This window comes from Streptomyces sp. S063 (genome assembly GCF_002832675.1).
Classification (GTDB): Bacteria; Actinomycetota; Actinomycetes; order Streptomycetales; family Streptomycetaceae; genus Streptomyces; species Streptomyces sindenensis.
The window spans coordinates 1,759,717-1,782,733 of the sequence record NZ_CP021707.1; the positions used below are offsets into that span (position 1 = coordinate 1,759,717).

Below are 23,017 nucleotides of genomic sequence, written 5' to 3' on the forward strand. Positions count from 1 at the left end.
TGCGGAGACGGGCCGGTGGCGACGCCACCGGCCCGCTGCGAGGGGTACGGGTCAGCCGCGCCAGACGTCGGCGGTCAGCGTGACCTTCCCGGAGGCCGGGACGGTGGCGGTGCGGTTGGCGCCGCTCTCCCAGGTGACGTTGCCGTTCGCGTCCTTGCGGACGTACTTGTAGGCGAACGTGGTCCCGGCGGGCAGGGCGACGTCCAGCTTCCACACGGGGTACGTGGCCGGGTCGAGCTTGGGCGCGTTCGCCGGGTTCCAGTTGCCGAGGGCGGCCTGGTCGCCGGTGACGTGGATGTTCTGGCCGGGCTGGGTGGTGGCGTCGACGCCGAAGGAGGCGCCGGAGGAACCGCTGCCGGGGCCCGGGTCGGGGTTCGTGCCGCCGCCCCCGGAGCACGTGCGGGCACCTGCGTGCAGGGCGACGGCGGTGCCGGCCGGGACCGTGGCGGTGAACTGACCGGAGCCGTTGACGGTGACGCCGTTGCCGGACTGGACGTCGCAGTAGTCACCGGCGGGCAGCGAGGTCTGGAAGGTCCGGCTCAGCGCGGAGCCCTCGTGGTTGATGGCGACGTACGCCTTGGTGCCCCGGCCGAAGGCGATCCGGTCGCCGCCGTCGTCCCACCAGTCGGTGACGCCCTGGCCGCGCGCCGCGTTGCGGAAGCCGACCATGGAGGAGATCTCGCGCCAGGCGTGCTGGCACTTCCAGCCGTCGCTGTAGCAGGCGTTGACCTGGCCGCCGCCGGGCGGACCGGCGGCGTAGTCGCTGAACTCGTAGCCGGAGTGGACGTCCGGGGAGCCGTACGGGTGAGCGAGCATGAAGACGTTGGCGAGGGTGTAGGCGGAGCCGTTCTTGTAGGTGAGCGTCTCGCCGTTGCGCTCGGTGTCGTGGTTGTCGACGAAGACGCCGGACTTGCCGGACTCCATGAAGCCCCAGGCCTCACCGAAGTTCTTCAGATGGGCGAGGTTCTCGTTGAGGAAGACCTGCTTGAGGCTCCGCCCGTAACGGAACTCCTGGACGTCCCCGGTGCCGAGGTACTCGGAGGGCGAGACGGCCTCGCCGGCCCCGTGGATCGCCTCCTGCTTCCAGTAGACGTTCGGGTTGGTCAGCCGGGACTTGATGTTGACCAGGTCGGCGGCGGGGATGTGCTTCGCGGCGTCGACCCGGAAGCCGTCCACGCCGAGCGAGAGCAGGTCGTTGAGATACCCGGCGATCTTGCCGCGGACGTAGTCCTCGCCGGTGTCCAGGTCGGCGAGGCCGACCAGTTCGCAGTTCTGGACGTTGGCGCGGTCGTTGTAGTTGGAGATCTCGGCCCGGCAGTCGTCCATGTCGCTGCCGGAGTAGAGGCCCGGGTAGTTGTACTTGGTGTACGCGGAGCCGCCGGTACCGGTGCCGTTGCCCGCCGCCATGTGGTTGATGACGGCGTCCGCGACGACCTTCACGCCGGCCGAGTGACACGTGTTGACCATGGCGGAGAAGGCGGCACGGTCGCCGAGACGGCCGGCGATCCTGTAGCTGACGGGCTGGTAGGAGGTCCACCACTGGCTGCCCTGGATGTGCTCCTGGGGCGGCGAGACCTGGACGTAGCCGTAGCCCGCCGGCCCGAGGGTGTCGGTGCAGGCCTTGGCTATGGAGGCGAACTTCCACTCGAACATCACGGCGGTGACGTCCTTGTCGCCCGGAGCGGCGGCCTGCGCGGGGGACGCGGCGCCGAATCCGGTGGGGACGACGAGGGCGGCGGCGCCGGCCACGAGGGCGAGCGCGGCAGACAGGGGTCTGCGTGCCATGTCTTTCCTCCTGCGGGTGGGGAAACGCGGGTGACGGTGCAGCCTCAGTCGGCAACGCGCCATGCCCTCAAGGCTCCTGAAGGTTCTTGCTGCAAGAATGCAAACCTTGCCGCGGACCAGACCGTACGAGGCCGTCAGGCACCGGTCAACCCTTTGGACATCCAGCGCTCACATCCACGAAACAAGCCATTTTTCTTCGCGGTTTCTTACTGCAAGGTCTTTCGCAAGATATTGCGGGCCTGTTACGTTGCCTCTGACTCCGGTCCGGTCGGCCGAGGGTTCCGGCCCGTCCGCAACGGTCCGGACTCCACGCGCCCGGCCGGCCGGGCCGGTCACGACAGAGAGAGGCACCCGGAGTCGCTACAACTCCCCGCCGGCCCTCCCTGGGCCGACTCCTGGTGCCTCTCCTGTACGTGTCCCTCTCGGGTCCTACGCGCGTACCGCCGCCGTCGAGCCCCGTACGACCAGCTCCGGTTGGAAGACGTACTCCGTGCGCTGCACCGGGCTCCCGCCGATCTCCTCCAGCAGCGCCCCCACCGCGGCGGCCGCCATCGCCTGCACGGGCTGGCGCACCGTGGTCAGCGGCGGGTCGGTGAACGCGATGAGCTGGGAGTCGTCGAAGCCGACGACGGAGACGTCGCGCGGCACGTCGAGTCCCCTCCCCCGGGCGGCGCGGACCACGCCCAGCGCCATCAGGTCGCTGCCGCAGACGATGCCGGTGCACCCCGCGTCCAGCAGGGCGCCCGCCGCCACCTGACCGCCCTCGACGCTGAACAGCGTGGAACAGACGAGCGTTTCGGCCTCGGAGCGGTCCATGCCGAGCACCGAGACGGCCGCCTCCACGAACCCGTCGCGCTTGCGGCGGGAGGGGACGTAGCGCTGCGGGCCGATGGCCAGGCCGATCCGGCGGTGGCCGAGGTCGGCGAGGTGCTGGAGGGCCATCCGTACGGCAGCGTTGTCATCGGGCGAGACGAACGGGGCGCTGATGCGCTCGTTGTAGCCGTTGATCAGGACGAACGGTACGCCGCGCTCGGTGAGCGCGGCGTACCGGCCCGGGTCGGCGGAGGTGTCCGCGTGCAGCCCGGACAGGAAGACGATGCCGCCGACGCCCCGCTCGACGAGCTGCTCGACGAGTTCGTCCTCGGTGGCCCCGCCCGGGAGCTGGGTGCAGAGCACGGGGGTGTAGCCGTGCCCGGCCAGCACCTGTTCGACGGACTGCGCGAACGCCGGGAAGATCGGGTTGGTGAGTTCGGGTGTCACCAGGCCGATCAGTCCGGCGCTGCGCTGCCGCAGCCGTACGGGGCGTTCGTAGCCCAGGATGTCGAGCGCCGCGAGCACCCGCTGACGCGTGGAGTCCGCGACGCCCTGCTTCCCGTTCAGGACCCGGCTGACCGTCGCCTCGCTGACCGCCGCCTGGCCGGCGATGTCGGAGAGGCGCGGCGCTGCCGTGGCCCTGGGCGCGGGGAGTGTCACACCGTCCACCACACCGTGGTGTCGGCGGGCAGCTCGGCCTCGGCGCCGTCCACGGTGACCGGGGAGCTGGCGAGCAGCACCCGGCCGCGGGCGGCGATCCGGACAGGGGCACCGGTGGTGTTGACGGTGCAGACGAAGCCGGGGCGGGCGAAGACGAGGACGCCTTCGGGGCCGTCCAGCCATTCGACGTCCGTGCCCGCGCCGAGCCCCGGGTGGTCACGGCGGGCGGCGATGGCGGCCCGGTACAGCTCCAGGGTGGAGCCCTCCACGCCGGTCTGCGCCTCGACGGACAGCTCGCCCCAGCCGGCGGGCTGCGGGAGCCAGCTGCCGCCGTCGCCGAAGCCGTACGACGTGCCCTCGCGGGTCCAGGGGATCGGGACGCGGCAGCCGTCGCGGAAGCCGTCCTGGCCCTCGGCGCGGAAGAACGAGGGGTCCTGGCGGGCCTCGTCGGGCAGGTCGGTGACGTCGGGCAGGCCGAGCTCCTCGCCCTGGTAGACGTAGGCGGAGCCGGGCAGGGCGAGCATCAGCAGGGAGGCGGCGCGGGCGCGGCGCAGGCCGAGTTCGCGGTCGCCGGGGGTGCGGATCTGGGTGCCGAGGCCGGCCGGGTTGGCGTACCGGGTGGCGTGCCGGGTGACGTCGTGGTTGGAGAGCACCCAGGTGGTGGGGGCGCCGACCGGGCGCATGGCGTCGAGCGAGGAGTCGATGACCTTGCGGAGCTCGGCGGCGTCCCAGGCGGTGGAGAGGTACTGGAAGTTGAACGCCTGGTGCATCTCGTCGTGGCGCACGTAGTTGGCCGTGCGCTCGACGGTCGGCGTCCACGCCTCGGCGACGGCGATCCGCTCGCCCGGGTACTCGTCGAGGATGGTGCGCCAGCTGCGGTAGATGGCGTGCACGCCGTCCTGGTCGAAGAACGGCATGACGTCGTTGCCGAGCAGCTTGAGCTGGTCGTGGGTGCCGAGGTCGGGCAGGCCCTCGGCCTTGACGAGGCCGTGGGCGACGTCGACGCGGAAGCCGTCGACGCCCATGTCGAGCCAGAAGCGCAGGATCGAGCGGAACTCGTCGGCGACGGCCGGGTGTTCCCAGTTGAAGTCGGGCTGCTCGGGGGCGAAGAGGTGGAGGTACCAGTCGCCGGGGGTGCCGTCCGGATTCACCGTACGGGTCCAGGCGGGGCCGCCGAAGATGGACTCCCAGTCGTTGGGCGGGAGTTCGCCGTTCGCGCCCTTTCCGGGGCGGAAGTGGTAGCGCTCGCGCAGGGCGGAGCCGGGGCCCTCGGCCAGGGCGCGCTTGAACCACTCGTGCTGGTCGGAGGAGTGGTTGGGGACCAGGTCGACGATGACGCGCAGGTCCAGGGCGTGTGCCTCGCGGATCAGCGCGTCGGCGTCCAGCAGGTTGCCGAACATGGGGTCGATGGCCCGGTAGTCGGAGACGTCGTATCCCGCGTCGGCCTGCGGGGAGGCGTAGAAGGGGGAGAGCCACACCGCGTCGACGCCCAGGTCCTTGAGGTGGGGCAGGCGGGCGGTGACGCCGGGGAGGTCGCCCATTCCGTCGCCGTTGCCGTCGGCGAAGCTCCGCGGATAGACCTGGTAGATCACCGCGTCCTGCCACCAGCCGGTGCGGTGGCCCGGGGCGTCGTCGGACGTGCCGGTGGAGGGGGCAGCGAGATGCTGGGTCATGTCGTCCCTGGGGTGTCTGGGTGGGGAGCGGCGCCGATGACCGGGTCGGGGTTTCCGGCGCCGCCGTGACGGGTGCGGTGGTGCGTGCGGGTGCGGGCGTCCTGGTGGTGTCAGCCCTTGACGGCTCCGGCGGACATACCGGTGACCAGGTGCTTCTGGGCGAAGAGGAAGACCAGGGCGGCCGGGATGGCGATGAGCACGGAGGCCGCGGTCATGGGGCCCCACTGGGCTCCGTACTGGTTGACGAACTTCTGGAGCCCGCCGGCCAGCGTGAGGTTCTCGTCGCCGACCAGGAAGGCGGAGGCGTAGGCCACTTCGCCCCAGGCGGTGATGAAGGAGTAGAAGGCGGTGACGGCGAGGCCCGGCTTGGCCAGCGGCAGGATCAGCCGGAAGAAGGTGCCGAACGGGGTCAGCCCGTCGACCTCGCCCGACTCGTCGATCTCGCGCGGGATGGTGTCGAAGAAGCCCTTCATCATCCAGGCGCAGAACGGCACCGAGATGGTGAGGTAGGTGATGACGAGACCGGTCGGCTGGTTGAGCAGCCCGAGGGTCGACATGATGTTGTAGATCGGCACGATGAGGACGGCGACCGGGAACATCTGGGTGATCAGCAGCGTCCACATCAGCCCGCGCTTGCCGGGGAAGCGGAAGCGGCTGACGGCGTAGCCGGTGGTGGCGGCGACGAAGACGCCGATCACCGTGGAGAGCGCGGAGATGATCACGGAGTTGGCGAACCAGTTGAGGAACTCGGTGTCGCGGATGAGGTTCGTGTAGTTGACGAACGTCGTCTCGCGGAAGAAGTCCGTGGTGGTCGCGTACTTCGCGGGCTTGAGCGAGGTCAGCAGGACCCACAGCACCGGGAAGACCGCGATCACCGAGGCGACGATCAGGGTGAGGTGCAGGACCACGGAGGCGAGCGGGGAGCGCTCGCCGCGGAGGCGGACCTTGCGGACGGCGTGCCGGGCGGTGGTGTCGGTCACGGTGGTCACCAGTTGTCTCCCTGGGAGCGCAGGACCCGCCGGTAGACGACGGCGAAGACCATCAGGAGGACGAGGATCAGCACGCCCCACGTGGAGGACTGCGCGTAGTCGCGCGGGCTGATCTCGAAGGAGAACTTGTACGCCTGGGTCACCAGGATCTGGGTCGCCTCACCGGGTCCGCCGCGGGTCAGCAGGAAGATCACCGGGAACATGTTGAAGGTCCAGATGGTGGAGAGCAGGACCACCGTGGTGGAGACCGGGCGCAGTCCGGGCAGCGTGATGTGGCGGAAGCGCTGCCAGGCGGTCGCGCCGTCCATCTCGGCCGCCTCGTACTGCTCGGAGGGGATGGACTGGAGTCCGCCGAGGAGGGCGACCATCATGAACGGGACGCCGAGCCAGACGTTGACGGCGATGACCGCGAACTTCGCCCAGGTCGGGTCGTTCAGCCACGGGACGGCGTCGATGCCGGCGCCGCCGAGGATCTTGTTGAGCAGGCCGCGCTCCTCGTTGTAGAGGAAGCGCCAGGCGAAGACCGAGACGAAGCCGGGGATGGCCCAGGGCAGGATGAGGGCCATGCGGTAGGCGGAGCGTCCGGCGATGCGGCGGTTGAGAATGTTCGCCAGGGCCATGCCGAGGACGAACGTGATGCTCACGCAGGAGACCGTCCACACCAGTGTCCAGCCGAGCGTGCCGAGGAACTGCGAGCCGGTCAGCGCGTCGACGTAGTTGTCGACGCCGATGAACTCGTAGGTGGCGGGGATCTCGTTGACCCCGATGGAGCGGGCGACGTTGCGCTCGTCGGCGTCGGTCATCGAGAGGTAGATGCCGCGGACCAGCGGGTAGCCGATGATCACGCCGATCACGAGGACGACCGGGGCGACCATGGCCCAGGCGTACCAGTGGACCGACAGGGCGCGCCGGAGGCGGCCGGGGGTCGGCGGTGGGGTGCCAGTACCGCGGCTCCGGCCGCGGGCGGTGTTCCCGCCCGCGGCCTTCACCACCGACTGGCTGGTGTGGACAGCCATGAGTCGGCCAACCTTCCTGTTACTTCCAGTCCTTCAGGAGCTTGCGGTACGAGTCGCCGGTGGCCTTGGCGGCCTTCTCCGGCGTGGTCTGGCCGGTGAGGACCTTGGTGTACTCGACGCGCAGCGGCTCGAAGAGGCTGCCGCCCTCGGGGATCCAGGGGCGCTCGACGGCGGTCTCGACGACCGGCTTGAAGAAGCCGACGATCTCGCTGTCGACCGCTTCCTTCTTGGCGTACGCGGAGGTGCGGGTGGGCAGCAGGTTCAGCTCGCCGGCGGCGGTGGCCTGGCTGTCCACAGAGGTCATGTACTCGACGAAGGCGTAGGAGGCGTCGAGGTTCTTGGAGCCGGCGTAGACGGCGAGGTTGTGGCCGCCCTGCGGGGCGCCCTGGGCGGCGGAGCCGGCCGGGACCGGGGCCACGCCCAGGTTGTCCTTGTCCGTGAACTCACTGCCGGTCAGGGTGTCGGCGACGGCCCAGGGGCCGTTGATCATCATCGCGACGTCGCCGTTCTTGAACGCCTGCATCATGTTCTCCCAGCCGTCCGAGGCGTCCGTCTTCGCGGTGCCGTCGTCGACCAGTTCCTTGACCGCCTTGAACGCCTTGACGCCCTCGGGCTTGTCGATGGTGACGCTCTTGGAGCCGGCGTCGACCATGTCGCCGCCCTCGCCGTACAGGAAGGAGAGGAAGTAGTACGGGTCGTCGCCGCGGAGGTAGAGGCCGGTCTTGCCGGTCTTGTCCTTGATCTTCTTGGCGACGGTCTTGAGGTCGTCCAGGTTGGCGGGCGCCTCGACACCGGCCTCCTTGAACATCTTCTTGTTGTAGAAGATGCCCATGGAGTCGATGACCTGCGGGACGGCGTAGGTCTTGTCCTCGTACTTGGTGGAGGCGACCGCCTGCTTGAGGAAGTCGTCCTGGTTCTTCAGGGCGGCGGTGCCGTCCAGCGGGGCCAGGTAGCCGAGGTTGGCGAAGTCCGGCGTCCAGGCGACCTCGGAGCGGATCACGTCGGGCGCGCCGTCGCCGGCCTGGGCGGCGTTCTTGAACTTGTTCTGTGCCTCGCCGAAGGGCACGTTGACGTACTTGACGTCGACCTTCGGGTGCTTCTTCTCGAAGCCTTCGGCGAGCTTCTTGAAGACCTTGTCCTCGCTGCCGACGCTGGAGGTGTCCCACCAGGTGACGGTGCCGGAGAGCTCGCCCGAGCTCTTGCTGCCGCCGGACTCGTCGTCGCTGCCGCAGGCGGTCGCCGCGAGCGCCAGGGCCGCGACCAGGGCGGTGGCCGTTATGCCACGTCGCATCTGAACTCCTTCAACTGCCGTACCGCTCCGTCGCGGCGCCGGGTCGACGTGAACGTAACAAGGATGAAAGACGACCGAAAGACCTTGCGGAAGATTTCTGCAAGCCTTGGTGATCGTTACATTCGCGTGTCCTCAAGGTTGCCGTCAAGCCCCTTGACGACGGCCGTCCGCCCCTGGCAGGGGCGGGCAGGCCTGGCCCTATCCGCAGGGCGACGGTCCGGACGCGGTCCGCGATCCAGGGCCGCAAGTCCTTGCAAGGCGTTGCCGGAGAAGCACCCGGAGCCCCCTCCCGCCCGGTCCCGCGCACAGTGGGCAATCCGACACGGGCCCGGTACAGTCGCATCCCATGACCGCACGGCTTGCCGATATCGCAACTCAGGCGGGGGTCAGTGAAGCGACGGTCAGCCGAGTCCTGAACGGCAAGCCCGGAGTCGCGGCGGCCACCCGCGAATCCGTCCTCGCGGCGCTCGACGTCCTCGGCTACGAACGTCCGGTGCGGCTGCGCAGGCGCAGCGCGGGGCTGGTCGGCCTGATCACCCCGGAGCTGGAGAACCCGATCTTCCCGGCGCTGGCCCAGGTCATCGGCCAGGCGCTGACCCGGCAGGGCTACACCCCGGTGCTGGCCACCCAGACCCCCGGCGGCTCCACCGAGGACGAGCTGACCGAAATGCTGGTGGACCGGGGCGTCTCGGGCATCATCTTCGTCTCCGGACTGCACGCGGACACCTCGGCCGATATGCAGCGCTACGAGCAACTGCGCGGCCAGGGGGTCCCCTTCGTCCTGGTCAACGGATTCTCCGCGAAGGTGCAGGCGCCGTTCATCTCCCCGGACGACCGGGCGGCGATGCGACTGGCGGTGACGCATCTGGTGGCGCTCGGCCACACCCGGATCGGCCTGGCGGTCGGCCCCAAGCGCTTCGTGCCGGTGCTGCGCAAGATCGAGGGCTTCCACGCGACGATGCGGGAGCAGCTGGGCCTCGCCGAGGAGGAGATCGAGGAACTGATCCAGCACTCCCTGTACACGCTGGAGGGCGGCCAGGCCGCCGCCACAGCCCTGATGGGGCGCGGCTGCACGGCGGTCGTCTGCGCGAGCGACATGATGGCGCTCGGGGCGATCCGGGCGGCCCGCCGGGAGTCCAGGGAGGTCCCCCGGGATCTCTCCGTGGTCGGCTACGACGACTCGCCCCTCATAGCGTTCACGGACCCGCCGCTGACCACGATCCGGCAGCCGGTGACGGCGATGGGCCAGGCCGCGGTCCGTACGCTGCTGGAGGAGATCGGCGGAACCCCGGCCCCGCACAGCGAGTTCGTCTTCATGCCCGAGCTGGTGGTACGCGGCACGACGGCCGCCGGACCCGCAGGCGGGTCGGGGTCGGCTTCTCGTCCTTGAGGCGCAGGACGTGCGACCGGAACCCGACCGGAGGATGATCGTAGGCAGAGGAAGCTCTATGGAAGACTCTCTGCCTATGGGTGAAACACAGGTGACAGCACAGGAAGGCCGGTCGACGGCCGGTCCTTCACCCATCGCGGCCGAAGCGGCCCCCGAGACCGCTGCCGTCCCGTCCACCCCTCCCCCGGCCACCGGGAAGACCGGATGGCGGGCGCGTATCCGCTCGCTGCGGACGCCGGGCCGCCCCCGGCTCTGGTTCGAGATCCTGCTCATCGCGGTCAGTTACTGGCTGTACTCGCTCGTGCGCAACGCCGTCCCCGAGCAGAAGGCCGCGGCCCTGCGCAACGCGGACTGGATCTGGTCGGCGGAGAAGTCCCTGGGTCTCGCCTTCGAGGAAACGGTCAATCACGCGGTGAATTCCGTGACCTGGCTGATCGTGTCGATGAACTACTACTACGCGACGTTGCACTTCGTCGTGACCATCGGCGTCCTCGTCTGGCTGTTCCGCCGCCACCCCGGCCGCTACGCCGCGACCCGGCTCGTCCTCTTCGCGACGACGGCCGTGGCCCTGCTCGGCTACTACCTCTACCCCCTGGCGCCACCCCGTCTGATGAACGGTGCGAACTTCATCGACACCGTGCTCGTGCACGAGACGTGGGGCTCGATGGCCTCGGGCAACTTCAAGAACATGTCGAACCAGTACGCGGCGATGCCGTCGATGCACATCGGCTGGTCGCTCTGGTGCGGTCTGACGATCTTCGCCCTGGCCTCGGTGCCGTGGGCCCGCGTCCTGGGGCTGCTCTACCCGACGCTCACGCTGGTCGTCATCGTGGCCACCGCCAACCACTTCTGGCTGGACGCGGTGGGCGGCATGGTCTGCCTCGCGTTCGGTTACGCGGTCTCCCGCGTCTGGTACGGCTCGCTGCCGCACCGGCTGCCGAAGGGGGTGCCCGGGACGGCGAAGGGCCGGCTGACCGGACTGCGCGCGGCGCGCCTGCCCCGCCCGGCCTCCGAGCCGGACCCGAAGCCGCGGACGGAGCCGGGGGCGGAGTCCGAGCCGGAGGCGGCCGGGGCGCGCAGGTCGTAGTCCTCGCACGGCGAGGAACGCGGTGGGGGCGGACATGATGTCCGCCCCCACCGGGCTTCGGGAACACCCGCCCCTCAGCCCGCCGCCCCGTAGAACCGCTCCTCCACCACCGCCCGAGCCCGCCGAGTGATCCGCCGGTAGTCGTCCAGCATGTCGCCGACGTGCCCCGGCTCGTACCCCAGATACCGGCCCACCGCCGCCAGCTCCCGCGCGTCGGACGGGAACGTGTCGCCCGGCCGCCCCCGCACCAGCATCACCGCGTTGCGCACCCGCGCCGCCAGCACCCACGCCTCGTCCAGGGTCTGCGCCTCCTCGGCCGGGAGCAGGCCGGCCGCACACGCGGCGGCCAGCGCCTCGCGCGTACGCGTCGTACGCAGGCCGGGCTCCGCCCACCCGTGCTGCATCTGGATCAGCTGGACGGTCCACTCGACATCGCTCAGCCCGCCCCGCCCCAGCTTCGCGTGGAGCGTGGGGTCCGCACCGCGCGGCATCCGCTCGGACTCCATCCGCGCCTTGAGCCGCCGGATCTCGCGTACGGCGTCCTCGCCCAGCCCCTCCATCGGATACCGCAGCGGATCGACCAGATCGACGAAGGCGCGCCCCAGCTCCTCGTCGCCCGCCATGTGTTCGGCCCGCAGCAGCGCCTGGCTCTCCCAGACCAGGGACCAGCGCCGGTAGTAGGCCTCGTACGACTTCAGCGTGCGGACCATCGGGCCGGTCCTGCCCTCCGGACGCAGATCGGCGTCGATGAGCAACGGCGGGTCCGCGGTGGGCAGTTGGAGCAGCCGCCGCATCTCCCCCACGACCGCGTTCGCCGCCCGCCCGGCCTCCTCGTCACTCACGCCCTCGCGCGGCTGATGGACGAAGAGGACGTCGGCGTCGGAGCCGTAACTCAGTTCGTGTCCGCCGAAGCGGCCCATGCCGATGACGGCGAACCGGGTCGGCAGGGTGTCGCCCCACCGCTCGCGGACGGCGGCCCGCAGCGCGCCCGCGATGGTGACGGCGTTGAGGTCGGTGACGGCGGAGCCGACGCGGTCGACGAGGGCCCCGTGGTCCTGCTCGGCGGGGCTGTCCTCGGTCCCGTACGAGCCGATGAGATCGGCGGCCGTCGTACGGAACAGTTCCCGGCGGCGCACCCCGCGCACCACCGCGACCGCCGACTCCGCGTCACTCGCGCGCCCCACCGCGGCCAGCACCTCCTGCTCCAGGTGCTCCCGGGTGCGCGGCTTCAGCCCCTCCGGGTCGCCGAGGATCGCCACCGCCTCCGGGGCCCGCATCAGCAAGTCCGGGGCGAGGCGGCCGGCGGAGAGGACCCGGGCGAGGTTCTCCGCGGCGGCGCCCTCGTCGCGGAGGAGCCGGAGGTACCACGGGGTCTTGCCGAGCGCGTCGGACACCTTGCGGAAGCCGAGGAGCCCGGCGTCCGGGTCGGCGGAGTCCGCGAACCAGCCGAGGAGCACCGGCAGGAGGGTGCGCTGGATGGCGGCCTTGCGGGTCACCCCGGAGGAGAGGGCCTCCAGGTGCCGCAGGGCGGCCGCCGGGTCGGCGTACCCGAGGGCTTCCAGGCGGATCGCGGCGGCCTTCGCGCTGAGCCGGGACTCGCCGGGCGCCAGCTGGGCGACGGCGTCCAGCAGCGGCCGGTAGAAGATCTTCTCGTGCAGCCGCCGTACGACGGAGGCGTGCCGCTTCCAGGCCTTGTTCAGCTCGGCGACCGGATCGGTGCGCATCCCGAGCGACCGGCCGAGCCGCCGCAGATCCGCCTCGTCCTCGGGGACCAGGTGGGTGCGGCGCAGCCGGTGGAGCTGGATGCGGTGCTCCATGGCGCGCAGGAAGCGGTACGCCTCGTCCAGCTGGGCGGCGTCCGCGCGGCCGACGTACCCGCCCTCGGCGAGCGCCCGCAGCGCCTCCAGGGTGGAGCCGCTGTGCAGCGAGGCGTCGCTGCGCCCGTGCACCAGCTGGAGGAGTTGGACGGCGAATTCGACGTCCCGCAGCCCGCCGGGCCCGAGCTTGAGCTCGCGCTCGATGCGGTCGGCGGGGATGTTGTCGACGACCCGGCGGCGCATCTTCTGCACGTCGGGGACGAAGTTCTCCCGGTCGGCGGCCCCCCAGACGAGCGGCGACACCGCCTCGACGTACTCGGCGCCCAGCTCGGGGTCGCCGGCCACCGCCCGGGCCTTCAACAGGGCCTGGAACTCCCAGGTCTTGGCCCAGCGCTGGTAGTAGGCGAGGTGGGAGCTGAGGGTGCGCACGAGCGGCCCGTTGCGGCCCTCGGGGCGGAGGTTGGCGTCGACCTCCCAGATGGTGCCCTCGACGGTGGTGTCGGAGCAGATCCGCATCATGTGCGCGGCCAGCCGGGTGGCGGCCTGCATGGCCTTGGTCTCGTCGACCCCGTCGCGCGCCTCCCCGACGAAGATCACGTCGACGTCGGAGACGTAGTTCAGCTCCCGCCCGCCGCACTTGCCCATGGCCACGACGGCGAGCCGGCACCGCGCGGCGTCCTCGGGCGCGGCGGTGCGCGCGATGGCGAGCGCGGCGCGCAGGGTGGCGGTGGCGAGGTCGGCCAGCTCGGCGGCGGTCTGGGCGAGACCGGTCGTCCCGCAGACGTCCCGGGCGGCGAGGGTGAGCAGGCACCGGCGGTAGGCGACCCGCAGCGAGTCCGGGTCGACGGCGTCGGCGAGCCCCTGCTCGAACTCGGCGACGCCGGGGTTCAGGTCGGCCGATTCGTAGGTGACGAGCGCCTGCCAGTCACGGGGGTGCCGCGCCAGATGGTCCCCGAGCGCCTCGGAGGCGCCGAGGACCCCGAGGAGCCGGTCGCGCAGGGGCTTGGCGGTGACGAGGGTGTCGAGCAGCACCTGCCGCTCGCTCTCCTCCCCCGCCTCCACGATCCGGACCAGTCCGCGCAGGGCCAGATCGGGGTCGGCGGTGGCCCCGAGCGCCTCCAGGAGGACCGGATCGGACCGTACGGAGGCGAGCGCGTCCAGGTCGAGGAGCTGCTCGGCGGCGGACGGGTCGGTGAATCCGTGCCGCAGCAGCCTGGTGAACGTACTGCTTCTGCGCCCCGGCGCGGTCGTCATCCCGTGCTCTCCTGCCAGCCGAACCCGAACTGCTTACCTGCTCGCCGCTCCCTCGCCGCGTCACAGCTCTCCGAGCCTAGTCCCGCGCCGATGAATTCGGGGCGGCGGCGGAGTCCACCCACGGGGGAAACACCTGACAGCACCCCCGTGACAGCACCGTTCGACGCCCCCCGGAGGAACGATGTCCACGACCGAGCAGCCCCCGGCCACCGAGCTGGACGCCCGCTACAGCAGCGAGGGCGCGACGGCCCGCCCCTGGCCGGAGACGGCCGCCGTTCTGGCGGGCGCCCCGCTGTACTGGCTCTCCACGGTCCGCCCCGACGGCCGCCCCCACGTCACCCCGCTCATCGGCGTCTGGTCCCAGGGCGCCCTCCACTTCTGTACGGGCCCGCAGGAGCGCAAGGCACGCAATCTGGTGACCAACCCCGAGGTGGTCCTGACGACGGGTGCGAACACCCTGGATTCCGGATTCGACGTCGTGGTGGAGGGCCGGGCGGACCGGGTGACGGACCACGGGCGGCTGACCGCCCTGGCCCGGGAGTGGGAGGCGAAGTACGGCGCCGACTGGCACTTCGACGTCGAGGACGGCAGCTTCGTCCAGGCGGAGTCGGGCCACGCCCATGTGTTCGCGGTCCGCCCCCGTACGGCGTTCGGCTTCGGTAAGGGGGAGCCGTACAGCCAGACGCGCCACCGCTTCACGTGACCGGCCGGGCCGTCCCGACGACGACGGTGGCGTACAGCTCCTCGGAGACCCGGACCCGCGGGGTGAGACCGGCGGCGCGCAGGATCTCCACCGCCACGTCCCGCTGCCGCTCACTGGCCTCCACCAGCAGGCTGCCGCCCGGGGCGAGCCACGCGGGCGCCTCGGCCGCGACCCGGCGCATGACATCGAGGCCGTCGCCGCCCCCGTCGAGGGCGACGCGCGGTTCGTGGACGCGGGCCTCGGCGGGGAGCAGCTCGACATCGGCGGTCGGAACGTACGGAACGTTGGCAAGGAGCACATCGACGCGGCCGCGCAGGCGGACCGGAAGGGGGGCGAAGAGATCACCCTCGTACACCTCTCCCAGGTCGCCGACGTTGCGCCGGGCGCAGCGTACGGCGGCGGGTTCGACGTCACAGGCGTGCAGGTCGACCCGGTCCAGGGCGGTGGCGAGGGCGACGCCGAGCGCACCCGAACCGCAGCAGAGGTCGACGACGACGGCCCGGCGGGGTGCGAGGGCCGCGGCCTGCGCCACGAGGAACTCCGTACGCCGCCGGGGCACGAAGACCCCGGAGTCCACGGCGATGCGGCGGCCGTGGAACTCCGCCCAGCCCAGGACGTGTTCGAGCGGGAGCCCGGCGGCGCGGCGCTCGACGAGGGCGGACAGTTCGTCGGGGGAGGCGGCGGCCTCGTGGAGGAGGCGGGCCTCGTCCTCGGCGAAGACGCAGCCGGCGCGGCGGAGGGCCAGGACGGTGGTGGAGAGCGAGCTGACGGGGTGAACCGGCATACGAGCGAAGCCTTTCGGGAAAACCGATGGGCGCTCGGCGATTCGTCCTAGGCCGGCCGGTCAGCTGCTGGTGCTGCCGGTCGTCCGACGTGATCGCGCGGGGTGAGCACCCAGCCTGATCCAGCGGTAATGGGTCTCACCTCCTCGGTCGGTCTCCTCGTTCCCCGTGGCGTACGGGGGTCGTAACAGTACAACAGCCCGCTCCCTCGCCCGTGCGGGGCGCGGAAGCGGGCTGGACGAGCGGTAGGGCGGCTCAGAGATCCACGCTGTCCCGCGACTTCGTCGGCGTCAGGAACAGCGACGCGATGACACCGATCACGGCGATACCGGCCGAGATGAGGAAGATGTGGCCGGTGGCGTCCCCGTACGCGGCCCGCACGACCGACCGCGAGGCTGGCGACGATGGCGAGGGCGGGTGCCAAGGGGGCCGGCGCGGCGGGACGCGGCCACCTCGGCGCCCGTCTCAGGAGTCCGGCTGGTCGGAGTCCGGCTGGTCGATGCGGATCTCGTAGGCGATCTCCCAGCGGATGTCCGGCACGACGACGTCGGCCGTCTCCACGGGGCGGCCCTCGCGGTCGAAGTAGGTGCGCTCGATCTCGATGACCAGGTCGCCGATGGAGATCCCGAGCAGGTTGGCCTGTTCACGCGTCGCGCGGGCCGGGCGGGGCAGTTCGATGCCGGTGGCGATGTCCACCCCGATGGAGCGCATGCGCCGTACGACGCCCATCTTGCCGTGCGGCCCCATCTCCGGGAGCAGGACCGGCGTCCCGCCCGTGATGGCCATCGGCTCCCAGCTCTTGGCGAGTTGTACGGGCATGCCGTCGGCGAGGAACTCGTAGTCCGTCACGACGCAGAGGTCGCCGGGCTCGATCGCCAGGCGCTCCGCGATGTCCTCGGGAGCGGGGACCCGGGCCGTACTGGTGCACTCCCAGTCCGCCTCGTGGTCGAGCTCGGCCATGTCCGAGGCGAACGGACTCTTGTTCCGCTGCTCGCGGTGGCGTGAACGGATCATGCGCCGACGCTCGCGGGCCCGGCGGACATACGTACCGGAGCCGGCGCGGCCTTCAAGAATGCCCTCGATGATCAGACGCTCCATGGCCCGCTGCGCCACGGACTGACCGACGCCGTACTCCTCGGCGAACCACGCCCGGGACGGCAGCTTGTCACCGACGGCCCATTCACCGGCTCGGATGCGAGCCCGCAGCTTGTCCGCCACCTGCAAGTACGGCGTATCACGTGGCATTTGAGCAGCTCCGTGTGTTCGGCGTCGATATGGGCGTCGCTGGTTGACAAAGCTAACCCATCAGGTTGAAGCTGAATATTCAGCATTACATGGAGTGACGTCCGTTCACCAGGGGAGAAGTGTGCGCTCTGCACAAGCGCGGGTCGCGGCGCTGACCGGCATGCTCGGCGCCGCCACGGGCACCGAACCGCGCGTCGCCGCCGACCTGCACGCTTTCCGCGTCGAGGCCGATCTCCCCGCCGAGTTGAGCACGACCGCGCAAACGGCCGTCCTCGCCGCCCTGGCCACGGCGGACCGCTACGGACACACGCGTACCCGCGCCGCCGAGTACGTCTGGGCCGAGATCAGCAGAGAGGCGAACGTGACCACGACCGAAACCCCCGACACGGCCTACCGCGCCCTGCTCGGCCACACGACGACCTGCACCGCCTGCCGGACCGGGGAGATCTGCCCCGACGCGGCCAAGCTCGTCCGCGTCTGGCGGGAGACCCGTCGATGAGGGCCGGCATCGATGAGCGCTCCCGGCCACATCAGCCCCACCACGCCCACCATCCGCACCAGCGACGGAGGCACCTGATGCGCAGCACCCACCAGGCGTTACCGACACCACCGGGGAGGCCCGGATGATCACCCTCTCCGCAACCGACGTCCTCGACTGCGAGGCGTGCTGGAACGCCCCGGTCACCGCCGCCCGGCAGACCCCCGCCGGCCGCGACCTTCTCTGCGAGGAGTGCGCGGAGGGCGATTACCCGCGCCGCGTCGACCTCTTCCCGCCGTTCGGCATCTACGGCCTGACGACCCGCAAGCTCCTGAACGACGGCCGCCACGGCAGCGGCCCCCCGAAGCTCTCGCCCGACCCGGGCCCACCGCTGCCCAACCCTCCCCCGGCCCCGTCACCGCCGGGAACACCGCCGGTGTAGGGCCCGCACTCCCGCCCTGCCCGCGCCCCGCGCTCGGATCAGCCGCCGAGGAGCTCGGGGTACGGGCAGGGCCCCGGCGGGGTCACCAGGTGGCAACAGTCGCCGCGTGGTGATCCGCGATGACCGCACGATCTATCGGCGCGTCGTGGGGAATCTGCAGGGACACACCCGCCAGGGCGCTGTACAACCGGTGTCCGGCCAGGCTCGGCGCGACCTGGACCACCAGATCGGAGTCGATGGCCAGCAGTCCGCTGTCGAACAGGCGGTGCACGTCCGACCGCAGCATCAGTCCCTCCTCCACGCGGTGATGCTGCGTGTCGGAGAACGGGCGCACGTGGGCGGCCTCCAGCACCTCCGCCGGTGCTGCCCCCCGTAACAGCGCAGACCAATCCGTACTGGCGGACCAACGCGCGACGGAAGGCATCCTGACCTCGCCGCACCGCTGCTGTGGAGCGCCGTGTTCCGCCGGGAAGTTCCGGAGGGCGCTGCTCAGGTTGTCAAAACCCGGGGCATCCGGATGCCGCGTCGACGCGATGTGATCGATGGCGGACGTGGTGCCGAGCTCTCGGCCTCCGTCATGGCAGGAGCATACGGACGGGCACTGACATCAACCCCGGCGACAACGTCGGCCCGAATGCGTAAGGTGACAGTCTTCGGCAGGCGGAAGCCTCCTGGAGTCCCCCGAGGCTGTGCCGATCACCATGCGCCCCGACACCACCCCCGCCCGGCTCCGGCTCGACCTCGCCCTGGACGGGCTGGCGGACGCCTTCGGCGGTATGACCGCGCGCGCCGACGAGGTCCAGTGCGACTGCCACTGGGGCAGCCCTACGGAACTTGCGTTGCTGAAGACCCCGGACGTGGCCCTCGCTCCGGATCTCCTCCGCCGCACCTGGGACGCCCCCGACTGGGCCGACCACGGGGCAGTGCTACGCCGGATCCTGCCCCAGTTCGCCCGGGTGTTGGTGGGCGGCGAGGTGGAGCCCATGTTCGGTATGCACGAGGTCGGCCGTTCGTTCGCCCGAGGACACTGGCAGCGGTGGCCCACGCGGCAGTGCTCTGCGGTCCGGGAGTTCCTGCACGCCTGGTGGGCCCACAGCCTCCTGGATCCGGCGCCCGCCGTTCCCGTCCACGAACTGTTCGCCCTGTGCGCCGAGGCCTCGTCCACGACGGGCCCCTGGCTCACCGTCTGGGAGTCGCTCGACGGCGAGGTGCCCGATCGGCACCTCGCCGAGGCTGTCACCGCGTGGGAGTACGGCCTGCTGGGCGACCAACTGCCCTGGGACGCATGGGACGACGAGGACGAGAGTGGCCTGCGGGGCGAGCTGACCACCTGGCTCGTCCGCCACGCGCCGACACGGCTGCGCACCCGGGAGGGCTGCGGAACTCTGCTCCACCGCATCCGGCTGATCGGGCTCTCCGGCCCGGCCCGATGGGAGGACCCGCACTGGCCGGGCCACCGGTACTGAACCAGCCGCCCCTCGGATCCGGTGACTGTGCGGCGCCTCCGGGACGACCCGGAGTGCACGCAGGCACAGCGCGGCTTCCCGGAAGCCCTTCAGAAGCTCATAACGGCCATGCGGTCGTCCTGGCCCCCTCTGAAGCCGCTCCGCGTGAACCGCGGGCTCCGTCGGGTGCCGTGACGAGGAGGAGAAGTTTGGATCAGCTCGCAGGCCATGGTCTAGGCGGGTGCGTCGCGGGCGGACAGTTCCACGGTCAGTTCCATACAGCGCAGGCGGGCTGGCGAGAAGTCGTAGGGCATTTTGCCGGTGGCCTCCAACACACCCATGGCCCCGCCGAAGGCAGAGGCTGAACCGTTCTCTTCGTCATCCCCGGTCTCGGGGTGCGCAGCGTCCCAGGCGTCGAAGAGGGCGTCGTCGTCCTCGTCGAGATCGGACTCCTCGATGACGGCGTGCAAGGCGGTTTCGAAAGCGTGCCGTTCGGCGGCCACGTGGGCCACCCGTGGGTCGTCGACGGCGACGCTGTCGTCGAGCGTCTCCTCGGCGTTGTCGATGCGGTCGGACTCCTCCCGCAGAGCGGAATGCGTGGCCAGGGCGACGAACCGCGTGGCCTGGACGGCTGCTCCGAGGGGGCCGAAGATCCGCTCGGTGACCAGCAGAGTGTCCAGGTCGGCCTGGCGCAGCGACCCCTCGGGCAGGCCCTTGAGGCGATCGGTGACGAGGTCGGAGAGCAGTCCCATCCGGCTGCCCTCGACGCGCATCCGCCGCACGGCGGTCCGTTGGCGCCACAATTCCGCCTCCTGTGCGGCGAGGGATTCCTCCACGCGCTCCAGCATGGTCTCGATACCGTCTCCGCCGTGCTCACCGGCGGAATCCTCGCCGGTGGCGAAAGCGTCGCGGATGTCCTCCAGCGCGATCCCGGCGCCGGCCATCCTGCGGATCCACAGCAGACGGATCATGTCCTCGTACCCGTAGCGGCGGCGGTCATCGCGGCCCCGCTCGGGCTCGGGGAGCAGACCGATCTCGTGGTAGTGGCGAATCGCCCGCGGCGTGCAGCCGGCGAAGGCGGCCGCGTCGCCGATCTTGACCTGACGGGGTGGCACGAAAGACGCGGGCATGGGCGGGGGCCTTCTCTCCAGGGGGCGGGACGTATGTCCACCGGACCACATGACGCTGCGGAAGGTGCAACTCTCCCCCTGGAGGGCATAGCCGTCAATTCTGAACGAACTGCTCAATAGCTGTTCCCTCTGCCGGCGCCATCGCCGGCAGAGGGAACTTTCCTGAAGACGGAAACCTCTCCGGCGCCCTGGGGCATCCTGTTGTCCGACGCATGGTGCAGCCCTACTCAGTAGACACGACGACGGGTCCGAAGATGCAGCTGATCGAGGAATTCATTTCCAGATACATCAGAGAATACGACTTCTACAGCCAGGCTGCCCGGCTGGCCGCCGAAACGCTGGAAAGCAACCTCCACAGGTCAGGCATCCGCTGTATCGTGACACATCGCGCCAAGGACATATCCCGGCTGGCCGAGAAATGTGAGAAGCGCAACGCAGAAGATCCCTACAAGGAAATCCAGGACATCTACAGCGACATCGTCGACCTGGCAGGCGTACGCGTCGCCCTCTACTTCCCCGGGGACCGGGACCGCGTGGACAGAATCATCAACAGGTTCTTCCACCTCCTGGAGGAGAGGCGAGATTTCCCGGATCCCGCGAAGGCAAACCCCTCCAAGAAATTCTCCGGTTACTCCGCCGCGCACTACAGGGCCCAGCTCTCCGAACGCAGCCTGGGGGACAGCGACAAGAGGTACGCCAAAGCGCGAGTGGAGATCCAGGTCGCCTCGGTTCTGATGCACTCGTGGTCCGAGGTCGAGCACGACCTCATCTACAAGCCACTCGAAGGAGGCCTCTCGCAGGAGGAGCTCCACATTCTGGACCAACTCAACGGGCTGGTCCTGGCCGGTGAAATCGCCCTCGAAATGCTGCAGAAGGCAGGAGAGGTCCGTGTCGCCAGCACCGACCGCACCTTCCTCAACCATTACGAACTCGCCGCCCATATACTCGCTCACGCAAACCAGGAACGCAAAAGCCCGGTCGGAGAGTCGGGAATCGGCCGTGTCGACCTCCTCTTTCAGCTTCTCACCGATCTGGAGTTCAACACACCCAATTCGCTGGCACCCTTCATTTCATCCCTCCACGAAAACCTGGAGGAGCGCCCACTGGCCGATCAGGTGATTGATGCGATAATCTCAGAGGATCCTGGGCGGTACCGGAGGTTCGAGGAAATCCAATTCCAGATGAGCTTCTCGTCCATGAACCCCCCTTCTTCCGACCAGCCCACAGTGTCCGATGAAATCGTCGGCCGGTTCTGGTCCAAATGGACAGCGCTGGAGAAGACCCTGCGTGCGCTCGCTGTCGTGGACCCCGAGGACACCCGCTTCATGGGGGTGGGGGCTCTCATCAACAGGATCCCGAACCTCACCGAACCCCTCAAGCGCGAACTCGACTACCTGCGGCGGATCCGGAACGACCTGGTCCACAGCGGCGAAATACCCGGGGCTGCTTTCCTTCAGGAAGCGATCGAGAGGATCGTCGCCGTCACGGCTCGGCTGTCCAAGCTGAAGGAGCCTCCGCAGGCCGGGTGAGCAGCCGCCCGCCTCGGCGATCCCGCGACCGCCCGCAACCCACCGGAACGCCCCGGGCCGGAGGCTCATCGCCTCCGGCCCGGGATCACACCTCGACGACCTCAGCCGTCCGAACTACCGCTACAGCACCGGCAGAAGCGCCTTCAGCTCGAAGGCCGTGACCTCGCTCCGGTACTCCTCCCACTCCTGCTTCTTGTTGCGCAGGAAGAAGTCGAAGACGTGCTCGCCCAGGGTTTCGGCGACCAGTTCGCTCTTCTCCATCAGCGAGATCGCCTCGCCCAGGTTCTGCGGGAGCGGTTCGATGCCCATCGCGCGGCGTTCGGCGTCGGAGAGGGCCCAGACGTCGTCGTCGGCGCCGGCCGGGAGTTCGTAGCCCTCCTCGATGCCCTTGAGGCCCGCGGCGAGCAGGACCGCGTACGTCAGGTACGGGTTGGCGCCGGAGTCGATGGAGCGCACCTCGACACGGGCCGAGCCGGTCTTGCCGGGCTTGTACATCGGTACGCGGATGAGCGCGGAGCGGTTGTTGTGGCCCCAGCAGATGTACGAGGGGGCCTCGCCGCCCGCGCCGGCCGCGCGGGAGGAGCCGCCCCAGATGCGCTTGTAGGAGTTGACCCACTGGTTGGTGACGGCCGAGATCTCCGCCGCGTGCTTCAGGAGGCCCGCGATGAACGAGCGGCCCACCTTGGAGAGCTGGTACTCCGCGCCCGACTCGTAGAACGCGTTGCGGTCGCCCTCGAAGAGGGAGAGGTGGGTGTGCATGCCCGAGCCCGGGTACTCCGAGAACGGCTTCGGCATGAACGTCGCCTGCACGCCCTGCTCCAGCGCCACCTGCTTCATCACCAGACGGAACGTCATGATGTTGTCCGCCGTGGAGAGCGCGTCCGCGTACCGCAGGTCGATCTCCTGCTGGCCGGGGGCGCCCTCGTGGTGGCTGAACTCCACCGAGATGCCCATCGATTCGAGCATCGTGATCGCCTGCCGGCGGAAGTCCATGCCGACGTTCTGCGGCGTGTGGTCGAAGTAGCCCGAGCTGTCCGCCGGCGTCGGGCGGGCGCCGTCGACCGGCTTGTTCTTCAGCAGGAAGAACTCGATCTCGGGGTGCGTGTAGAAGGTGAAGCCCAGGTCGGACGTCTTGGCCAGGATCCGCTTCAGGACGTAGCGCGGGTCCGCGAAGGACGGCGAGCCGTCCGGCATCAGGATGTCGCAGAACATCCGTGCCGTACCGGGGGCCTCCGCGCGCCAGGGCAGGATCTGGAAGGTGCCCGGGTCCGGCTTGGCGATCATGTCCGACTCGTAGACCCGTGCGAAGCCCTCGATCGCCGAGCCGTCGAAGCCGATGCCCTCGTCGAAGGCCTGCTCCAGCTCGGCCGGGGCGACGGCGACGGACTTGAGGAACCCGAGGACGTCGGTGAACCACAGCCGCACGAAGCGGATGTCGCGCTCCTCAAGGGTCCTGAGGACGAATTCCTGCTGCTTGTCCATTGCCAC

Annotated in this window: 20 protein-coding genes; 7 read left to right on the forward strand and 13 right to left on the reverse strand. The window is 70.1% G+C overall.

From position 1 onward, the window contains the following. Nucleotides 1-51: 51 nt before the first annotated feature. The 6 genes from CCZ36_RS07885 to CCZ36_RS07910 all read right to left on the reverse strand — a co-directional run bounded on the left by CCZ36_RS07885 (nucleotide 52) and on the right by CCZ36_RS07910 (nucleotide 8,227). A complete protein-coding gene (locus CCZ36_RS07885) occupies nucleotides 52-1,785 on the reverse strand; it encodes a carbohydrate-binding module family 20 domain-containing protein (RefSeq protein ID WP_128817303.1) in 1,734 nt (577 codons plus the stop codon). Nucleotides 1,786-2,214: 429 nt separating this feature from the next. Then, the gene (locus CCZ36_RS07890) at nucleotides 2,215-3,270 is read right to left on the reverse strand and encodes a LacI family DNA-binding transcriptional regulator (protein ID WP_069737952.1); all 1,056 of its coding nucleotides are present in this window, start codon (nucleotides 3,268-3,270) and stop codon (nucleotides 2,215-2,217) included. After that, entirely contained in the window at nucleotides 3,255-4,931 is a 1,677-nt protein-coding gene (locus CCZ36_RS07895) for a glycoside hydrolase family 13 protein (protein ID WP_069737953.1), read from the reverse strand. Before CCZ36_RS07895 ends, CCZ36_RS07890 begins: the two co-directional genes overlap by 16 nt. 110 nt (nucleotides 4,932-5,041) lie before the next feature. Beyond that, nucleotides 5,042-5,920, reverse strand: a complete 879-nt coding sequence (locus tag CCZ36_RS07900) for a sugar ABC transporter permease (RefSeq protein ID WP_069742786.1) — start codon at nucleotides 5,918-5,920, stop codon at nucleotides 5,042-5,044. Beyond that, nucleotides 5,917-6,936, reverse strand: coding sequence for a carbohydrate ABC transporter permease (locus CCZ36_RS07905; protein WP_069737955.1), 1,020 nt, complete (start codon nucleotides 6,934-6,936; stop codon nucleotides 5,917-5,919). The genes CCZ36_RS07900 and CCZ36_RS07905 overlap by 4 nt, the downstream gene beginning before the upstream one ends. A gap of 19 nt (nucleotides 6,937-6,955) precedes the next feature. After that, nucleotides 6,956-8,227, reverse strand: a complete 1,272-nt coding sequence (locus tag CCZ36_RS07910; protein ID WP_069737956.1) for an extracellular solute-binding protein — start codon at nucleotides 8,225-8,227, stop codon at nucleotides 6,956-6,958. A 346-nt stretch (nucleotides 8,228-8,573) separates the two neighbouring features. Here CCZ36_RS07910 and CCZ36_RS07915 point away from each other — a divergent pair, with 346 nt between their 5' ends. Then, nucleotides 8,574-9,617, forward strand: a complete 1,044-nt coding sequence (locus CCZ36_RS07915) for a LacI family DNA-binding transcriptional regulator (protein WP_069742785.1) — start codon at nucleotides 8,574-8,576, stop codon at nucleotides 9,615-9,617. A gap of 76 nt (nucleotides 9,618-9,693) precedes the next feature. Beyond that, the gene (locus CCZ36_RS07920; RefSeq protein ID WP_128817305.1) at nucleotides 9,694-10,704 is read left to right on the forward strand and encodes a phosphatase PAP2 family protein; all 1,011 of its coding nucleotides are present in this window, start codon (nucleotides 9,694-9,696) and stop codon (nucleotides 10,702-10,704) included. A gap of 74 nt (nucleotides 10,705-10,778) precedes the next feature. Here the strand turns inward: CCZ36_RS07920 and CCZ36_RS07925 are convergent, their stop codons facing one another. Beyond that, on the reverse strand, nucleotides 10,779-13,775 hold the full coding sequence (locus CCZ36_RS07925; protein ID WP_128817307.1) for a bifunctional [glutamine synthetase] adenylyltransferase/[glutamine synthetase]-adenylyl-L-tyrosine phosphorylase: 2,997 nt from the start codon (nucleotides 13,773-13,775) through the stop codon (nucleotides 10,779-10,781). 181 nt (nucleotides 13,776-13,956) lie between these two features. On the opposite strand from CCZ36_RS07925, the gene CCZ36_RS07930 reads away from it, so the two are divergent. Continuing rightward, complete coding sequence (locus tag CCZ36_RS07930) at nucleotides 13,957-14,478, forward strand: pyridoxamine 5'-phosphate oxidase family protein (protein WP_128817309.1); 522 nt, start codon at nucleotides 13,957-13,959, stop codon at nucleotides 14,476-14,478. On the opposite strand, the gene CCZ36_RS07935 is transcribed toward CCZ36_RS07930, so the two are convergent. The 3 genes from CCZ36_RS07935 to CCZ36_RS07940 all read right to left on the reverse strand — a co-directional run bounded on the left by CCZ36_RS07935 (nucleotide 14,471) and on the right by CCZ36_RS07940 (nucleotide 16,505). Continuing rightward, the gene (locus CCZ36_RS07935; RefSeq protein ID WP_069737961.1) at nucleotides 14,471-15,262 is read right to left on the reverse strand and encodes a putative protein N(5)-glutamine methyltransferase; all 792 of its coding nucleotides are present in this window, start codon (nucleotides 15,260-15,262) and stop codon (nucleotides 14,471-14,473) included. The two genes, CCZ36_RS07930 and CCZ36_RS07935, sit on opposite strands and share 8 nt — an antisense overlap. Before the next feature lie 253 nt (nucleotides 15,263-15,515). Then, nucleotides 15,516-15,641 (reverse strand): hypothetical protein, encoded by a 126-nt coding sequence (locus CCZ36_RS36400; RefSeq protein ID WP_256094822.1) that lies wholly within the window; start codon nucleotides 15,639-15,641, stop codon nucleotides 15,516-15,518. An 84-nt stretch (nucleotides 15,642-15,725) separates the two neighbouring features. Next, nucleotides 15,726-16,505, reverse strand: coding sequence for a GntR family transcriptional regulator (locus CCZ36_RS07940; RefSeq protein ID WP_128817310.1), 780 nt, complete (start codon nucleotides 16,503-16,505; stop codon nucleotides 15,726-15,728). A 160-nt stretch (nucleotides 16,506-16,665) separates the two neighbouring features. Here CCZ36_RS07940 and CCZ36_RS07945 point away from each other — a divergent pair, with 160 nt between their 5' ends. Next, nucleotides 16,666-17,004, forward strand: coding sequence for a hypothetical protein (locus CCZ36_RS07945; protein ID WP_069737991.1), 339 nt, complete (start codon nucleotides 16,666-16,668; stop codon nucleotides 17,002-17,004). 124 nt (nucleotides 17,005-17,128) lie between these two features. Further along, nucleotides 17,129-17,425: a hypothetical protein gene (locus CCZ36_RS07950; RefSeq protein ID WP_128817312.1), complete on the forward strand. Its 297-nt coding sequence runs from the start codon at nucleotides 17,129-17,131 to the stop codon at nucleotides 17,423-17,425. An 82-nt stretch (nucleotides 17,426-17,507) separates the two neighbouring features. On the opposite strand, the gene CCZ36_RS36670 is transcribed toward CCZ36_RS07950, so the two are convergent. Continuing rightward, nucleotides 17,508-17,849 (reverse strand): HNH endonuclease signature motif containing protein, encoded by a 342-nt coding sequence (locus tag CCZ36_RS36670; RefSeq protein WP_335755793.1) that lies wholly within the window; start codon nucleotides 17,847-17,849, stop codon nucleotides 17,508-17,510. A 277-nt stretch (nucleotides 17,850-18,126) separates the two neighbouring features. Here CCZ36_RS36670 and CCZ36_RS07960 point away from each other — a divergent pair, with 277 nt between their 5' ends. Then, nucleotides 18,127-18,891 (forward strand): hypothetical protein, encoded by a 765-nt coding sequence (locus tag CCZ36_RS07960; protein ID WP_164873607.1) that lies wholly within the window; start codon nucleotides 18,127-18,129, stop codon nucleotides 18,889-18,891. 212 nt (nucleotides 18,892-19,103) lie between these two features. On the opposite strand, the gene CCZ36_RS07965 is transcribed toward CCZ36_RS07960, so the two are convergent. Continuing rightward, complete coding sequence (locus CCZ36_RS07965; protein ID WP_128817316.1) at nucleotides 19,104-20,000, reverse strand: MerR family transcriptional regulator; 897 nt, start codon at nucleotides 19,998-20,000, stop codon at nucleotides 19,104-19,106. Nucleotides 20,001-20,212: 212 nt separating this feature from the next. On the opposite strand from CCZ36_RS07965, the gene CCZ36_RS07970 reads away from it, so the two are divergent. Further along, nucleotides 20,213-21,529: a GTP pyrophosphokinase gene (locus CCZ36_RS07970; protein WP_237302607.1), complete on the forward strand. Its 1,317-nt coding sequence runs from the start codon at nucleotides 20,213-20,215 to the stop codon at nucleotides 21,527-21,529. Between the two features lie 120 nt (nucleotides 21,530-21,649). Here CCZ36_RS07970 and glnA read toward each other — a convergent pair whose 3' ends face one another. Further along, complete coding sequence (gene glnA, locus CCZ36_RS07975; protein ID WP_069737966.1) at nucleotides 21,650-23,011, reverse strand: type I glutamate--ammonia ligase; 1,362 nt, start codon at nucleotides 23,009-23,011, stop codon at nucleotides 21,650-21,652. Nucleotides 23,012-23,017: the final 6 nt, after the last annotated feature.

Coding starts and splice junctions, on each gene's coding strand:
- CCZ36_RS07885 (WP_128817303.1), bottom strand. CDS start 1,785: ATGGCACGCAGACCCCTGTCTGCCGCGCTCGCCCTCGTGGCCGGCGCC.
- CCZ36_RS07895 (WP_069737953.1), bottom strand. CDS start 4,931: ATGACCCAGCATCTCGCTGCCCCCTCCACCGGCACGTCCGACGACGCC.
- CCZ36_RS07905 (WP_069737955.1), bottom strand. CDS start 6,936: ATGGCTGTCCACACCAGCCAGTCGGTGGTGAAGGCCGCGGGCGGGAAC.
- CCZ36_RS07910 (WP_069737956.1), bottom strand. CDS start 8,227: ATGCGACGTGGCATAACGGCCACCGCCCTGGTCGCGGCCCTGGCGCTC.
- CCZ36_RS07915 (WP_069742785.1), top strand. CDS start 8,574: ATGACCGCACGGCTTGCCGATATCGCAACTCAGGCGGGGGTCAGTGAA.
- CCZ36_RS07920 (WP_128817305.1), top strand. CDS start 9,694: ATGGGTGAAACACAGGTGACAGCACAGGAAGGCCGGTCGACGGCCGGT.
- CCZ36_RS07925 (WP_128817307.1), bottom strand. CDS start 13,775: ATGACGACCGCGCCGGGGCGCAGAAGCAGTACGTTCACCAGGCTGCTG.
- CCZ36_RS07930 (WP_128817309.1), top strand. CDS start 13,957: ATGTCCACGACCGAGCAGCCCCCGGCCACCGAGCTGGACGCCCGCTAC.
- CCZ36_RS07935 (WP_069737961.1), bottom strand. CDS start 15,262: ATGCCGGTTCACCCCGTCAGCTCGCTCTCCACCACCGTCCTGGCCCTC.
- CCZ36_RS07940 (WP_128817310.1), bottom strand. CDS start 16,505: ATGCCACGTGATACGCCGTACTTGCAGGTGGCGGACAAGCTGCGGGCT.
- CCZ36_RS07945 (WP_069737991.1), top strand. CDS start 16,666: ATGCTCGGCGCCGCCACGGGCACCGAACCGCGCGTCGCCGCCGACCTG.
- CCZ36_RS07950 (WP_128817312.1), top strand. CDS start 17,129: ATGATCACCCTCTCCGCAACCGACGTCCTCGACTGCGAGGCGTGCTGG.
- CCZ36_RS36670 (WP_335755793.1), bottom strand. CDS start 17,849: ATGCCTTCCGTCGCGCGTTGGTCCGCCAGTACGGATTGGTCTGCGCTG.
- CCZ36_RS07960 (WP_164873607.1), top strand. CDS start 18,127: ATGCGCCCCGACACCACCCCCGCCCGGCTCCGGCTCGACCTCGCCCTG.
- CCZ36_RS07965 (WP_128817316.1), bottom strand. CDS start 20,000: ATGCCCGCGTCTTTCGTGCCACCCCGTCAGGTCAAGATCGGCGACGCG.
- CCZ36_RS07970 (WP_237302607.1), top strand. CDS start 20,213: ATGGTGCAGCCCTACTCAGTAGACACGACGACGGGTCCGAAGATGCAG.
- glnA (WP_069737966.1), bottom strand. CDS start 23,011: ATGGACAAGCAGCAGGAATTCGTCCTCAGGACCCTTGAGGAGCGCGAC.